The sequence below is a fragment of the Paenibacillus kribbensis genome, from assembly GCF_001705305.1.
GTDB lineage: Bacteria > Bacillota > Bacilli > Paenibacillales > Paenibacillaceae > Paenibacillus > Paenibacillus kribbensis_B.
On record NZ_MCBP01000003.1, the window covers coordinates 539,027 to 554,777 of the forward strand.

General features: G+C 46.8%; 9 protein-coding genes. All 9 read left to right on the forward strand.

The genetic code is table 11. The annotated features are described in order from the left end of the window. Positions 1 to 34: 34 nt before the first annotated feature. The 9 genes from BAZ21_RS08425 (at position 35) to BAZ21_RS08465 (ending at position 15,748) form a co-directional block, all read left to right on the forward strand. Positions 35 to 652 carry an S-layer homology domain-containing protein gene (locus BAZ21_RS08425; protein WP_068498920.1) on the forward strand — a complete coding sequence of 206 codons (618 nt, stop codon included), beginning with the start codon at positions 35 to 37 and terminating at the stop codon, positions 650 to 652. A 1-nt stretch (position 653) separates the two neighbouring features. Then, positions 654 to 1,703 (forward strand): hypothetical protein, encoded by a 1,050-nt coding sequence (locus tag BAZ21_RS08430; protein ID WP_068498921.1) that lies wholly within the window; start codon positions 654 to 656, stop codon positions 1,701 to 1,703. Positions 1,704 to 1,714: 11 nt separating this feature from the next. Beyond that, positions 1,715 to 5,200 carry a peptidoglycan DD-metalloendopeptidase family protein gene (locus tag BAZ21_RS08435; protein ID WP_068498923.1) on the forward strand — a complete coding sequence of 1,162 codons (3,486 nt, stop codon included), beginning with the start codon at positions 1,715 to 1,717 and terminating at the stop codon, positions 5,198 to 5,200. 114 nt (positions 5,201 to 5,314) lie between these two features. Continuing rightward, positions 5,315 to 5,734 (forward strand): hypothetical protein, encoded by a 420-nt coding sequence (locus BAZ21_RS08440; protein WP_068498925.1) that lies wholly within the window; start codon positions 5,315 to 5,317, stop codon positions 5,732 to 5,734. Positions 5,735 to 5,737: 3 nt separating this feature from the next. Further along, positions 5,738 to 6,124 (forward strand): Low copy number virion structural protein, encoded by a 387-nt coding sequence (locus tag BAZ21_RS08445; RefSeq protein WP_068498927.1) that lies wholly within the window; start codon positions 5,738 to 5,740, stop codon positions 6,122 to 6,124. Between the two features lie 17 nt (positions 6,125 to 6,141). Beyond that, entirely contained in the window at positions 6,142 to 8,460 is a 2,319-nt protein-coding gene (locus BAZ21_RS08450; RefSeq protein ID WP_068498928.1) for a PKD domain-containing protein, read from the forward strand. A 40-nt stretch (positions 8,461 to 8,500) separates the two neighbouring features. Further along, complete coding sequence (locus BAZ21_RS08455; protein WP_068498930.1) at positions 8,501 to 10,234, forward strand: hypothetical protein; 1,734 nt, start codon at positions 8,501 to 8,503, stop codon at positions 10,232 to 10,234. An 87-nt stretch (positions 10,235 to 10,321) separates the two neighbouring features. Beyond that, the gene (locus BAZ21_RS08460) at positions 10,322 to 12,157 is read left to right on the forward strand and encodes a hypothetical protein (RefSeq protein ID WP_068498932.1); all 1,836 of its coding nucleotides are present in this window, start codon (positions 10,322 to 10,324) and stop codon (positions 12,155 to 12,157) included. A 30-nt stretch (positions 12,158 to 12,187) separates the two neighbouring features. Continuing rightward, entirely contained in the window at positions 12,188 to 15,748 is a 3,561-nt protein-coding gene (locus BAZ21_RS08465) for a hypothetical protein (RefSeq protein WP_068498934.1), read from the forward strand. The last annotated feature ends 3 nt before the right edge of the window (positions 15,749 to 15,751 follow it).

Sequence of the window (15,751 nt, forward strand, 5' to 3'; positions counted from 1 at the left end):
AAATCATCATTTTTTAATGACAGGAGGTATATATTTGACTCAGCAAAGTCCCAATAAATCAGAAGACATGATCTACAAAAAGCGACTATTTTACGATAACGGAATTCGTTTTGTCGAGGTTAAGGCTAAGCTAGTCAACGAGTACAAGCCACCGGCTCCGAATCTGAAATCATATGTTCATGAGACGTTTTCCTACTCGGCAGGTCTGGTCAATCGTGGAACCTCACATTATACAGCTACCCTGACACTTTTATTTTACTCTAAAAAGGAATACGCGGACTGGCTATCTTTTATAGGCTCAGAGCACAAGTACTTTGATGAAAAAGGCACGATTTACCTGGGGATTGTGACAGGTAAACCAGATATTCAAACAGCGGAGATGGAGACGAAATATATCATCACAGTCCAAATGTCGCTTATTCGCAAGCAAAGCGATGATTCCCGCTGCAAAAGCCAATTCATGGACCTCAAAGGCCATTGGGCATCCAGCTATATCGAGGAAATGGAACAGCGTGGTATGGTTACCATCCCTGCGGATGAAGGGGAAGTTAGCCCTTATTTCAGACCAGACGAGAGCTGTACCCGGGCAGAGGGAATCACCTTTTTGATGAGGTCCTACAGGTATGTGGACCGGATTCTAAGGGGGTATTGAGATGAAACGCTGGATTGATGTAGATCCACTGGACTGGTTTTATAGAGATATGTTAGATATGGCACGATCAGGTCTGGATGCTCCAAACGAGCACAGCTTTATAGAGGGAATGGCCTACGACACTTTTGAACAAGGACATGAACGCATGATCAAGCGCTATGTCACGTTCGATGGTCAACAGGAGTTTGCCATTCCCGGCTATCAGGCGCATATTGAAAATCCGGTTTTTGTGCTCATCGATGGAGTTCAGGTACAGCCTGAAAAAGTGGAGAATGAAAAGATAACGATGCCCAATCCTCTATCTGGCGGACTTGAGGTGGTATGCATCGCATATGGCAGACCCGCTTATCGGAAGGATGGCTGTGTTCAAGGGCCTTATGTTGAGACGGACGAAAGTGCGATTTCCCTCCCTTCAGCGACCTTGTCCATGGCGGCTGATTATCAGGACCAAACGAAATATCAGCCGGAGACGGTCACGGTTCTGGGAACCAAGCTCAAGCGGCTGTCTGTGAAGATTTTATCGGAAGAAGATCCAAGTGAAGTTATAAAGAAGGCATTCGGCTTCAGACAGGATGTATTTGCGATTCATCAAGGAATTGTATATCTCCCCTTCAACTATAACGGATTTACCGCAATTGTCGGTTATAACTATCGTGATGCCGGAAGGGTGCAATTCAAACAGGAGACCGTTGTTGTAAGCACTGCCCACGCCCGCTATCATGATCGTTTCTTTCCGAATGTTCGTATGAAACGAGCACAGTTTCTTGTGCTTCTTCAACAGATGCGGGTGGATATCTATAACAGATATACCGACCGTGGATTGGAGAGCAATACGTATCCACTGAGAACCTTGCAGGATCGAAGCTCCTTCTCAGGCCAATGGTATGAGCAGGATGTTATGGACTTGATGAGTGAGCAGTTTCTGGATGGAAGCTACGTATTTCCACTTTATGAAAACAATATGCTGGAGCCTGAAAAATGTATTACACGTGCGGAAGCCGTCGTATTTTTAAACCGGTTCATAGAATGGGCTCTGGAAAAATTTAGATAGGAGATGAAAAAATGACTTTTGTATCCGATGTACGTAATCCCTCTAACCAATTGCTTGAATCCGTGATGAAGCGTGTACAGGCACTGGGTCGTCAGCCACGCGTAATTGTAGAACTGGACAAAATGTCCTATGTCCGCGGATCGCGGCCAAACCAAGCCGTCGTTCAATATGTAAAAGATACGGCCGTTAAAGACTTTTTATCCATTGATGGTGTGACCCAACTAACAAGTGAAAAGGAAGCAATAAAGATTAGCGAGGTAGCACGTCTCTCCAATTTGCCTATGTCCATGCCTATCCTTTCAAGTGCAAAAATGCGTGAACATGTTACCGATTCAAATCACATTCAGGGCATGCTGGTCACCAGTCGCCACTGGTCAGTGAATCCCAAGCGTCCTCTCCACAAAGGATTGGACCTGGATTGTAACAAGGGTGACACCATCCATGCTGTATGGGACGGAAGAATTACTGCCGCAGGTGCCGTAAAGGGTTACGGTCACGCTGTATATATTGATCACGGCAATGGCTGGACGACCCGTTATGCTCATTTGAAACCGGGTGCCATGATGGTCAAGGCTGGAGATCATGTGAAGGCTGGAGACCCGATTGCTGTAGCATGGAACTCGGGCCACAAGAATAGTAGTGGGGACGGAGATGGAGCACATCTTCATTTTGAGGTTCGCAAGGATGGCAAGGATCTGAACCCCGAAGCTTTCCTGCGTGGGGAAAAAGCCATACAATTGCCCATTCGAACGCTGGATACGGCTGTTCAGAATAAAAGCGTGGCCGCTTCATCGTTGGAAGCCAGCGCTGCCGAATCCTACACCGAATATAGCATGGAAGCGTGGGCTTATTATGTGAATCCTGCCAACTCTGAAGGGATTACAAGAGGCGGAACGGATGTACGGCAGTGGAAGGACTACAAAATTATCGCTGTCGATCCTTCTGTCATTCCTTTGGGAAGCAAGGTTGAGCTATGGATAGAGGGGGAAAATTGGGGTGAATATGTGGCCGATGATACGGCTGGCTCCACGAAGGGCAAACGCATTGAGATTTTAATGGAAAATGCGGAGAAAAGCCTTCAATTTGGGCGAAAACCTGTCATTGCAAAAATCAAGCAGTGGGGAGACGGAAGAACTCGCGGCGCAAATTCAGAAGTAGATCAAGCCATCGTATCCTACCAGATCAATCGGGCCACGGAGAAGGTATCGTACTTCAAGGATTTTACGGCTCAAAAAACGAGTCTGGACCCTTCGAAATTTGTGGATATCGCAGGTGCCACACAATTTTTCACGAATGAAACGCCTAATCAGGTCCGTAATGTTTTAGGTTTTGACCGAACAGAAGGGGCAGGCCAGGTGAAGAAATTCACGTTTGTTCATGACTGGTTCAAGGCAGGCTGTTTGAGCTGGGCCTATGTTTCGGATATGGATATCGAGGACAGAGTAGAGGTGAAGGTGGACGACCATATAGTTGCGACCATTGAAGGGGTAAACGCCAAAAATGGACTGGCTTATCCTCCCTCTATTCCAGTGACTGGTGGACACCACAAAATTGAATTTTCCATGTCGAATCCTTCCAAGGCGTCAAGGGGCAATTTCGGGATCACTTTACTGAAAGCCAGAGAATTTGATGTGGAATCCATCTCGGCCAAAACCGTCTGGACGTTTGAAGACCCGATGTGCACAATAAATAATTGGACTCCCGATCAGCAGGTAGTGGTGACGGATCTGGGAAATCAGCAGAAAATATCCACCGTAAGGGAAGAAGCTGGTATTGAACGGGCTGGGAAGATCAACAAATTTCCATTTACGATGCAGTTCCGAATCAAGGCCGATCAGGGAACACAAGGGAAAATAATGATATCCAATGGCTCCAAAGCCTTTGTGATCAAGGTTACAGATCAGGGGATTTCTACGAATGTTGGCTCCTATAGCCATAACCATTTGAGTGAGTACACTGATTATGTTGTAACCTGTCATAACGAAACGGATATGGATGTATATATAAAAAACATACTGCCAGGCGGTATCGAACAATGGGAAAATACCCGGGTACGCGGCGTATCCGGCGATGATACGACGAACAGGCTGCGGTTTTCCGTATCCAGTGGTGGCCTATATATTGCAGAAGTGAAATATGCTTTTCATGATTACTCCATTGAGCAGTTTGCCACCCATATCGCAGATACGTATAAGGAGAAATGGTATGATGTCGGCGGGTTTAAGTATGAGGATACCGTTTCACTGGAACGGGATGTGATGAACTGGGAGGTTCATTCTCACATGGACATGTCCTCTACCTCAGCCACCGTAACTTTAAATAATGGCAAAGGGATCTATTCCCCATTCTTGGAACGGTACGCTTCACTTTCGGATGGAAAGAAGCAGCCGTCTAATGAATTTACCTATTGGGAGGAGGGAGAACGACGGCATCTGATTAGTGAAGGGACTCCCATCCGTATTTATGCAGGTTATGGCGATGAGCTGGTACGTGTATTTACAGGCATGATCAAGGGTGAAATTGAGGAGGATGCCAAGAGAAGAACGCTTACGTTTCACTGTGTAGACCGTTATGACATGCTGGAGGAATTTGTTTTTTATAAGGATATGGTCTACCCTTCAGAGGAAGCGTATGCCGGGGACGGCGGCGCCTTTGCCTGGATGAAGTCCAGCATTGTCAAGGATATTGTGGTTGCAGCCGGTCTTGATTCATGGCGTGTGCACAGTGAAGATTGCCGATACCCTGATTTGGATATAGACGAAACGGTGTATGTTGATGTGAAGAAGGGCGAGCATTCCTATATGAAATTTGACCCCAAGACAGGAGAACTTCAGACGATCCAAGATCAAGAACGTGTGAAAACAGCAGAAGGCTGGAAAAGTCCTGTCGTAGCAAAGGTATCCTTCAAGGCGGGGACAAGGGCATCAGATGCGATACAAACGCTCATACAGGATTTGCCCTATGATGTCAGATGCGATCGCTACGGAACGTTTGTTTTGAAACGGATGGATTTTCTGGATACTCCGGATTGGGATCAGGTAGCGCGTTCCAAGTGGAAATTTACAGATAATCATTTGCTTGAAATGACGTCTTCTACCGACTATTCGCGTGTTCGTAATCATCTGATGATTACTGGTTCTACGGGGTTAACAGAGCATTTTCTCGATAAAAGCCTGATTCTCGCCACCAAAGGGAACATGAGAACCGTGGGATTGCAGCTGCCATGGATTGAAGAGCAGGATGAGGCATCCATGCGCGATCTCAAGCAGCAGATAGCGAATAAAGTATTTTTTGATATGAAAAGACAAGCCCGCACCAAAAATATTGCCATTCAGGGCAACCCGCACATAGAGCTTTTGGACGGTTGTTATGTGTATGACAACCATACCTGTAATGGAGGATATTATCTGATTAAAGGCAACAGACTGGTCGGTAATGAATGCGGCATGGTCAACTATCTGGAGCTGACCTGGACCGCTCTTCCTGCAACATCCTGATTTTGACGGTATAATCCATAATCCATAGCACAAGCAAAGGAAATGGCATTACGCAGCCTGCGTTAATTGTCATTTCCTTTTTCTTATATTGAAGGAGAAGGGGAGGTGTGAACTTTGGAAAACCAGAATTTTACGAATTCCAACGAGGTATTTCCGATTATTGATCTGATTCGACGCGAAGTACGCAAGGAAAGGGTACATGCAGGTCAGACGGACGACTTGTTGGATAAAAAGGCTCAGGAGGAGCCAAATGTCATTACCATCGATGTGGCCCGTGAAATGCCTCAATATCCTGTATTGGTAACGTCAGTTTTGTACACCTATGATAACGGTTTGTCGGAACGGCTAACGCTGTATCGAGACGATCTGTTGCAGGTGACCGGATTTTTTATTGAACTTAAAGCCTCCACAACCCTGAACGCAGAAATGGAAGAAGAGGCTGATATTCTGACGTTAAACGCTATACGGGGAAGCATTATCCGGGAAAATGGCTTGTTCAAAAATCTGACTCTTGATTATGTAAGGGCGGTGTAATCGTTGTCCAGTGGTGCTAATTTTGCTAGCTATATGGTAGGCGGGCGTTTGGACCCGCCTTTTATGCCAACGAAGACCCAGCCGTACATTGTGGGCAATCGGATTGAATCGAGAGGAATTGGCAAGGTAGAAAGCACAATGCAAGTCAGTCATAATTGCGAGCTGCTTGCGGTAGCTGTGGGAGCGTCCTTTTATGAGTCCAGCGATTATTGGAATTTATATGTGGGAGATAAGCTGGTATGCCAACGGATCTTCACGAAGGACCTGCCTGAAGGAATGTATTTTACCGCTGTTATTCCTTGTCCGACGGGAACTGAATTTCGTTTTGAGTTCTTTAATGAAGGTGGCAGGAACAAGGATATATGGGTGAACTATCAAATGCTCCAATAGAAAGGAGGTGAAGCATCATGCGAGAGGATAGTCCCTGGTTGGAAATGCTCGTGAACGAAGACCAGCTGTTGGGCCAGATCGTGACCCTTTGTTCTAAAAATGGATGGGACATTGTGGATGAATTTCATAAGGTCGTGTATTCAAGCAGATTGACCAAACCTGCGATTCAGCACTTCTCTCTTCCACTCGCGAGCTCCTATGTAGATATTCCCAAGCTTGCGCATAAGGATGACTATTATCTGTATTTGGATGGCGAGCTTATGCCATCTTCCTATTATTCAGCAGAAGAGAAAAAGGATGGCGGACAACGCATTACCTTCGCGTCGGGAGTTTCAGGAGAGGCCGCTGTTTATTATAGTGATCTGAACGGCTCGGAGGAATTTGAATTTGTTGTAGCCAAGCACTATATTTTGCGAAATGTATCGGGGCATCTTTTTGGTCTGGCCATGCTGGGCAGTGTGAAGGAAAAGCTGCACAATACAGGCTCAAAAATCCCTTTCGCTATTCACAGGAACCATGCCGGTTGGGGAACGCAGTTGGAGCCGCAATCTGATGGTATATTCTCTTGGGCTGTCCAGAAGGTCGAAGAGGACAACCTGTTTGAGCGTCATACGATGTATTTTTATCAATTGGAAAAGTTCGTGAATACGAGCAGAATGATTGTGGGCTGGGAACAACCCGCTGATTTTAAGCGGCTCGCTTTGGACGTAGAGATTCAATCCTCTATGTGGGGGCTGCATGAGGAAACCCAAGCGCTTCAGTTCAGGATCACGCATCAATTTCCTCAATTTTATCAATCTCCTTACGTTGCTTCGCGGACGCGGATTCCGCAACTGGATCGTTATGAACAGGTAGCCTCCATGAATGTGAAATTCACCAACTGGTGGCAGGACAGCAAGGTCCAGCTTAGAGGCTACGTGGATGGAAAGTCTGTCATGCTGGTTTTGCTGGCAGATACAGCACCTGCCTGGGAGCGTAATGCAGTACCTTCGATCCCGATCTACATGGGGGATTTTGATATCATGAGCAATACCAATTCAATAATGAACGAGAGTCGCATGTTTGAACTGAATAGTGGGGACGAATCTCGCAAAGCAACCTTTTTCTCGGATAGTCCTATGGTTAATACGGGATCGACGATGAAGGTGTGGTTATCGGGAGATGTGGCTGCGGAGTCAGACTATATATCTCTGCGTATTGCAGGTCAGGAGCTTGTAAAGCTGCGAACCACAGAAGCCCACACCCCTGTCAATTCCAGAGATCAGGCAGAGTACCTAGGAGAGTTCTCTGTATACGGGGTGGATGGTAAAAATTCATTCGACTTGGAAGTGGTTTCTTCTTCCGGAGTTAATGGTTTTAGTCCTGTTTCCGCAAGGGTCTGGGTGGATTTTCAAATCTATACAGAAAACGCGGGTGCTACAGCTGCTCTATTCGCAGGGACTGCATTTGCAAAAGACGGCTTGAGTTTAGAGAATGCGCTCAGTCAATCGGCCCGGTTTGACTATGATGATACAGATCCCAAACGGCATCAGGATGTGCTTATGCCGATCTTAAAAGAATATTCTGCTCACCCGAGTAACGGTATTGATTCTGTCATGGTGAAGAGAACAAAGTATGGTGCGCGTTATCAATCGTACTATTTTGCCTGGAATGTTCCATCGAACAGGATGCCTCCCTTGCGGGAGGACACGACGGGAGCCAAGCATGTCCGAGCCTGGAACAACAGCGATATGAGCAATGCCTATCAATATGAGTTTAATCCATCCCGCTACACTGAACAGGTACATTCTTCGAGAGCCTTATTAATACATCCGGAAGATGGTATGCATGGAACACTACGAAATGTTATTTTACTGTCGCCCTTAACTATAATGAACGGGGATGAGCTGGAGGCCGTTGATGAGCACTGCAACGATGGAGAGGGCCCTAAGCATCAGACGTATTCTTATTATCTGACGGAGGGCATATCACCGTTGACCAAACGGGCAGCGACACCTTATCGACCAGCGGGCATCGGTATTTTGAAGGCTGGAAATCTTCGAAGACCGGAAAAACGGCTGCCTATTTCGCCGCCTCCGTTCGTTGTATCCCTAACTCCGTCCCATATCTCTGTCCATGTCGGGGAGGGAGTGGAATTGATATCTTCCTATAACAAGCATTCACCGATACTTATCTCCAACTGGTTTGCTTCAGATGGCGCGAATCCAGAAGGTCGTACGGTGAATAATGCCCGCTTTACTTTTCATAAAGAGGGGAAGTATACCGTAACCTTCACCTTAACGAATGAATTGGGGCAGACAGGGACGGCGTCAGCGGACATCGACGTAGTTAAGTAGCAAAGAACACAATCGTAATTCAAAGAAAGGGGAGAAACAAATGTCATTCATTGATACGACAGCAGCAGCATTTACTCCAAAAGTAACAGAAGCGGACTTACAGCCCCGTATGGGAGAGCTGCTGGCTACCGCAGGCTGGAAAGTCGCGGCCAATTACAAAAGGGTCATTTTTGATGCCAATATTACCCATCCCTCGGATTTAGTGAGGAACTATACAAATTTCCGGATTACGGTTGCCGAACATTTTATATATTCCAATAAGGAAAATCAAAGCTTCGGTATCGCCATCGCCGGAACATGGTACCCTCGATTGGCTGATTATGTGAAGCGCCCGGATAAAGATTCCTACAAGCAGTTTGGGGAATGGGCAACGAATGAATTCCGCAAATACCGTCTTTCCCATACTTTATATGTGTACATGCTGGAGGATTTGAAAGGATTAAAGCCAGACGGTGCGGATCTTGTACTGGCCTGGAACGATAATTCTGAAGCCGGACAGCTTCGAGCAGCGCTGGATATTGAAGTAGAGGAATCTGCCTGGAAGACAACGACCAGCAGTCCAATGTTTACAGTGACCAAAGCAGAAGGCGCACGAATGCAGTCTCCAATCATGCAAGCAGGTCTGCGCTACAAGCTGATGGAGTCTTACTACAACAACTCTTTTAACTACCCTGTCCAAAATACAAACTGGTGGAGTGATTCTGAAATTGCTGTGAAAGGGACTCTTTCAGACACGAATTTCTTTTTTACCATTCAGTGTGATAATGTACCGGCTCCGGAAAACAATCTGGTTCCGATCATTCCGCTCTACTTTGGCAAGCTGGACCCGGTCGAGGAAGGCGATAACGTATATGCGTTATTTGCAGGAACCGTTCCGATCAGGGATACGGTGAATGGAGTCGCTACGTTTGACTTTGACGATACTACATCCAGACAGCCCCATATTATGCCATTATTAAAATCATATCCTAACTTCCCGGCTAACGGTCTGGATAATATTATGGTAAATCGCGCCAAGCAGGGTGCGAGATATCAAGCCCATTATCTTTCCTGGAATTCGCCACCTAATCTCATGCCGCCGGCCAGAACTTCGGTTGACGGCAAGAAGGATTATCCGCGAGCCTGGAATAATGCTGAAAATCCTTTGTACAAGTACACTTTCAATCCTTCTCGTTACAGCGGGAAGGTGCATACTTCCAAAGTATACGTTATTCACCCCGAAGAGGGTGTGCGTGGTACGTTAAAAGATACGATCTCCCTGGCGGCCTTTTCCTTTAATGCCAACAAATTAAGAGTCAAGCGGACCCACTGTCCTGATGAATTTGATGTATACCGTTACTTCCTGGTAGAGGGAATTTCCCCATTGACCAAAAAACCAGGTACTCAGTTCAGGCCTGCGGGCATTGGCTTGTATGTGAACACAGTAGATGATGAAGGAAATGAAATAAAACCAGCCCCGACTCCCTTACCACCGGACACTATACAATGTGGTGAGGTGAATGAATCCGGGGGAGGAAAGCTTACAGAGAAGAATCATGAAATGGGCTCTGAACCAGGCAAAGTGGTCATTGAATACGATATGTACACTCAGGCTGACCGAATGGATGTGTATTATCAGAATGAAGTAGTCGCTACTACAGGTGGTCTCGTTTCTAATACGGGCAAACTGGAGTTCGACTATAAGCCAGTTAATGGAGTGACGACCATCAAGGTAGTCGTAAGCTCAAATACCGAATCTACATCATGGAAATATTTGGTTAAATGTCCGGTGTAGTAATCGATTAGAAGCGGAAATAGAAAAAAATAAAACCAACTACCCTGTAGTGTAGCTTGGCTAATCTAATATTAGAGGTGATTGATTGTGTCGTGGTTTGATGGAGATGCTACTTTTCAACTGTTTCCGCAGGAATTGGAGAAACAATTCAATGCTCATGGCTGGAACACGTTTATTAAATACCGGGCAGTAACCGGGAACCCTAGAAATACGGCGACCAAATTCGCTGACGTTCGATTGTTCAGATCCACGGGCAGTGACGGTCAGACACGTAACTTCGGTATGGCTTTTGGTTACGGTGGGACGGTCAAGCAGCCGGGGGAGATGGACTTCATCTCGCAAAACTCCGTGCTTGGGGAGGCTAAGCGGGTAGAAGGCAGTGACACGCAATTGCAGGTCGTTGTACGTCCTGTAGAGCCGGATTCTGAGATGTTATATAAAAATGGTGTATTCGTTCAAAAGACGGAATATACCTTTGAACCTTACAGTGGCGTATTTAAGCTCAATAAGGCAGCACTGGCAAGCGATCAATTTACCGTATCCTATGCGCCTGCTGCGAATGCTCCGAGTCTGCCCAAGCGATTATTTTTCTTTACCTTCGATGATGTACGCTCGGAAAAAATTGTAGAAGCTGTCAATAACGGAATCAGGGTAGGTGATCCAGAATCCATTCTTCCTGATGGAGATGGAACTCGTCGAGAATTTAAAATCCCTGCTGACACGACCATCAAGGCAGGAAGCGTCCGGCTATATATTAATCAGGTGGAGGTTTCTCCTACCGATTTTACGGTTGACTACGCAACCAATACGATTAAAATCCCAACCACAGTTAAAGCACCGGACGCTGGCAGTGAGCTTCACGCTTCTTATATCAGAGTACTGGCGGGTACAGGATCAGAAATGATTAATTTCGGGGATGTGACTGCCCGGAACTTTGACCCGGATTCCGGAGCGAGCTTAATGGACGCTGTATACTCCTGTATTTACTATATTTATCCTTCATTGCCAACAGCCTTGTCCTTTACTTCACTGGATAATTATACCCGGGGCTGGCAGCGAGACTCCAGCATATATTATTGGGGAAACTTCAACAAAGACCGTATTGTCATGTTTCTGCGTCCCGATCCTACCTCGGGTCCTGAGAACACATACTTTGCACCACTTTATATTGGCAAAATGACCACGCTTGGCAAATCGCCTAGAAAAAATCACGTTCTGATCTCCGGATGCCGGGAAAAGGACGAAGTGAAATGGAGAAAGGATATGAAGCTCGGTGCCACATACGTAGACTATGGACTGAATACCTCGAACGGTAACAGCTCGGTACAGCTCCAACAGTCCATTGGCGGAACGTATTACCAGCAGCATTATCTCGCCTTCATTACACATGACAAACAGGTGGACGCGGGTGAGTCCCGGTTCAATCCTTCGGTGTACAGCGGGAAATACCATATTTCTCCTATGTATGTGGTTCATCCAAATGACGGCTTTGTCGGTAAGCTGGATGAGTGCTATGCTGTTCATCCGAAAAATATCTCTCAGCTCGATGAGCTGGAGGTTGTAGAGACGACAGATCATGAAATTCTGGGCACAGGTGATGGAAAAAACAAGGTGTTCCATTTATCTCATCAGCCTTCCTTAAAAGATGATGGTACACCATTCAATCTGGTAATCAAAGTGAATTGTGTTGAGGTCAAATTCGGCACGGATTACACATTGGATTTGGAAACCAAGCGAATCACATTCCTGGATGGCAAAGCACCGAAAGCGGATGAAGAGGTTTTGGCCACCTACGAGTACAAGCAGATTTACCGTTACACCTTGGCGGATACACCTGTGAGTCCGTTCACGTTGGCTACCATTAGTCCATTCGCTCCGATCGGCTTGGGTATTCTGAAGGAAACGCTTGTTAAGAACAGTTAACCTACAGGGTTAAAGGAGGTCGGCGGTGACATGCTGGACGGTAAAAAATCTTACCTGATCAGTATCACCGCCCTTTTTTCTAAAAAGGGCTATGAACTGGCATTTGGTACAGACATGATCTTGGATACACAGCGGGATACGCGTTACCATCTGTCTGCTCCTGTGAATAGTACGTACCGAACGCTGAGGCAGGATACGTTAAAGAATGCATCCAAAGCTCCTTATTCCGCTACAAGTTTATTCGGGGGAGATTGGAGAGAGGCAGCGATTGCTGGTGAATTCGAGGGTCAAACCGTGGAAGCCGTTCACTCGACCATTGTATCTTACTTATCCGATATTCACAGGCATTTTAGAGGAGAAATCAGACAGAAGGCGCAGCAGCCTTCACGTTTCACAGCGTCAGAGGCTCGTTGGAAAATGGGCGGCAAGATCCATTCCATGGAACATGCAGATTCTATACAGCAGGGAGATCAGCAGAAGTCCATTCAGGCTGATTTCATTGTTAATGCGGTGCAGGGAGAAGATACAGTCTCCCAGATGAGGCCACAGGTAGAGACTTCAAATGATGCTTATGAATTCGCGAAGACGTTACCCGTCTATGAGGGGGTTCTTGATGCAGGCTCTGAATCTGAGCAGCGTCAGGGTAACGGATCGCCTTCTTCAGAGTCTGCAATTCACGGAGAAACTGTGACGCAGGGAGATACCGCTAGGCAACAGACGGTTATTCAACAGATATTTCAGGATCGAGAAGCGGTGGTAGAACTGCCAGTCGCGGCTGAAAGCTTTGCGATGGAATCTATTTTCCAACCAGCAAGTGAGGCCTTGCCCCATCGAACCGATATTCGGGATGCCCTGATTGAGACATCAGAGTCTGGTGTGAAGGAACAGATATTGGATTCGGATGAAATCAACGCTTTAACCAGAGCCGGAAAGCTTGAACGGGTAGTCGGGACTACTCCTGATGATGTGCTGGAGACAGAGGCTAGTGCCAAGCATGATAACGCTCCCGTGGAAGCACGTCCTGCGAAGTCCGACAAAAGCGAGGATACTGTCATAGATTGGCAGATGCTTGTAAAACAGCGCCAATTTATGGATTCCACCAACGAATATAGCACTGCTGCATCGATGCGTTCTGGCACTGGTGCTGGGCATGAACGAATGCGCGCAACGGAGTTGAAACAGGACAAGTTCATGATGATTCATGAGTCCGCGACAGGTAATCGTATATATCTTCCAGATGCTGCTGAGCCCCAAGGCATGCTGAAGGCGGAGCATGGCGTATTTTCTATACAACCGGAGAACACTTCGTCCATTACAGCAGACCCGACGATGGGATCGGTCACCGGGCCACCCGAGATGGGCACGTTATCTGAAGGTATCCGTTCTGTATATGGCGAGCACGCGATAGAACAGGTCGAAGCGGGAATGGAAAATAACCTGCCAGAGGGCTTGCAGCACGTCGATGTACCAGCTGCACCAAACACGATTGAAAGTGCAATTCATCGAATGCAGGAGACTTCGAACGGCGGCTCACTGGAAGGGCTTCAAGGCCATTCGGCAGCAGGAAGTATGGAGTTCTCTGACAGGAAGATAGGTGTACAGACCGAAACGGTTACAGGTAGCCTCGCATCCTCAGGCCAGTACAGTTCCAACGAATTCACGAGCGTAGCCAGCTACAATAATGAACAAGTCTGTCCTGCCAGTCCAGATCGATATAGAGTAGCTTCAGCATATGATGACTCTAAAATTGTGCCAGAGGAGCGAAGCATTACAGCCTTTATCCATTCCTCCACAGATGCTGACAATGAGCATTTAAGTTCTGGTGTCCCTGAACATCACGCAACGTTAGACGAATCTCAGCGTGGAGAGCGGGTATTCGTGAGCCAAGAAGGAGAGTTGGACGACCTTGGTTCTGCACGTTTAAATGGATTGGAGTTCGAGGGGCAGTATGAAGAGTTGCTTGCAGCCGATGTTTTGAGAGAAATCATGGCAGAGTCTCCTGAAATCAGCAAGATGGCTCGAATGCTCCGGATTATGTATGGTGAGCAGGCGATGGAACTGATTGAAGCAGGTATTGAAAATATTGTGGCAGAGGCTGTGAAGGAAGGAACAACCCAGACTTCAATGAGTCTAATTACAGATAGTGTCATTCATCAGTTGGAAACATCATTGGCCAGTGGCACGCTGGAAGCTATCCAGACTCGTTCGGATCAAGCCCATATCGAGCATACCGAAGGAACGCTGCAAACAAACGCTGAGCAAGGAAGCAGGTCTTCCGCTGAAGAGGGGCTGCTTATCAACTCCGAATCTGGTAACTCCTTCTCTTCCTTCGAAGGTGCATATCATGCGATGGGAGATGCAGAAAGACATATGTCTGCCGAAGCCGAAATCCAGGCGTTGGATAAGGCACATCCTAGCTCGGAGAGTACGAATGTCACGATACAGGATATGGAAACAGGCAGAACCTTCTCCAGCACTACAGGTGTTACGGAGTCTATGGAGCAGGGGATTCTTCCTCAATCCCTTCTGGATGGTGAATATCGTCATTTGGAGAGGGCAGCCATGAGCACTGGGAATTTTGATGCAGCGGAATCAGGGCCACTGGAAAGCGCACAGTATATTGGCGAATTGGAAGCCAAAAATGTGGCGTTGCATCCAGCAGAGCGGACAAGTATAGAAAGCCTGGAGGCGGAGGAAGTCGCGCTGGCTCCATCTGAACGTGTAAGCATCGTAAGCCTGGAAGCCGTTCGGCATGAGATCAAAGCCAGCGAGCTTTTGGAGCAGACGAAGCAAGCGGATGTTACTTCGTCTGAGCGCGCGTCTGTCCATGAGGATATTCAAACAGGTGTAATCCATACCGGCATTTGCGCTGACCATCAGGGGCAACATCAGGTGTCCGATGCTATCTTCCTTGATGGAGAGAAAGCAGTCATGGTGGCATCTGTTCAAGAGACGATTATAGATGAGATCGACCGGGCAAATAGCATCATGAGAACGAATGAGACTGTGGTTGAGCAGACGAATGGAACAGGTAACCAGGTTGAAAATGTGCTTGAAGCAATATGGATTCATCAGGAACGTGCCAGTGGTGAGGAGAAGGAATACATCGGTGTCAGAGATGGTCTTGAAGCTGCCCAACTAGGAGATATCAGCAAAATGGTGGATATGCCGGAGCTGGAACAAGGCCAAGCCAACGAAAAAACGCTGCCAGCAGTGATACCTGCTCATACAGCTGCAGAGCCTGTTTTTAAAATAGAAGAAACCGAGCTGCATGCTATATCTAAAGGTACTCGCAAGAAGAAGGTCGTGTCTACAAATATCGAGAATGAGCATCAACAAGCTGCCAGAAAGAAAAAGGTAATAAAGACACAGATTACAGATGCAGAAGAAGGTATTCGTTTGAAAAAAACAGCTGCTGTTCGTATCGAAGCTCCAGAGTCGGCCAAGCGTCATAAAATCTTGAAGACCGTGATTGAGGCCCCATCCGAAGCTACGAATCAATCGATACCGGTCATGCCTAAACGAAAAATATGGATGATTATGGGCAAGATCGCTTCTTGGAACATCTGGAACTGGAAGAAGACAAGGTAGGTG

What these genes read in the sequence shown, in the direction of transcription:
- BAZ21_RS08455 (WP_068498930.1), top strand. Translation starts at nt 8,501, where the DNA reads ATGTCATTCATTGATACGACAGCAGCAGCATTTACTCCAAAAGTAACA.
- BAZ21_RS08450 (WP_068498928.1), top strand. Translation starts at nt 6,142, where the DNA reads ATGCGAGAGGATAGTCCCTGGTTGGAAATGCTCGTGAACGAAGACCAG.
- BAZ21_RS08465 (WP_068498934.1), top strand. Translation starts at nt 12,188, where the DNA reads ATGCTGGACGGTAAAAAATCTTACCTGATCAGTATCACCGCCCTTTTT.
- BAZ21_RS08430 (WP_068498921.1), top strand. Translation starts at nt 654, where the DNA reads ATGAAACGCTGGATTGATGTAGATCCACTGGACTGGTTTTATAGAGAT.
- BAZ21_RS08435 (WP_068498923.1), top strand. Translation starts at nt 1,715, where the DNA reads ATGACTTTTGTATCCGATGTACGTAATCCCTCTAACCAATTGCTTGAA.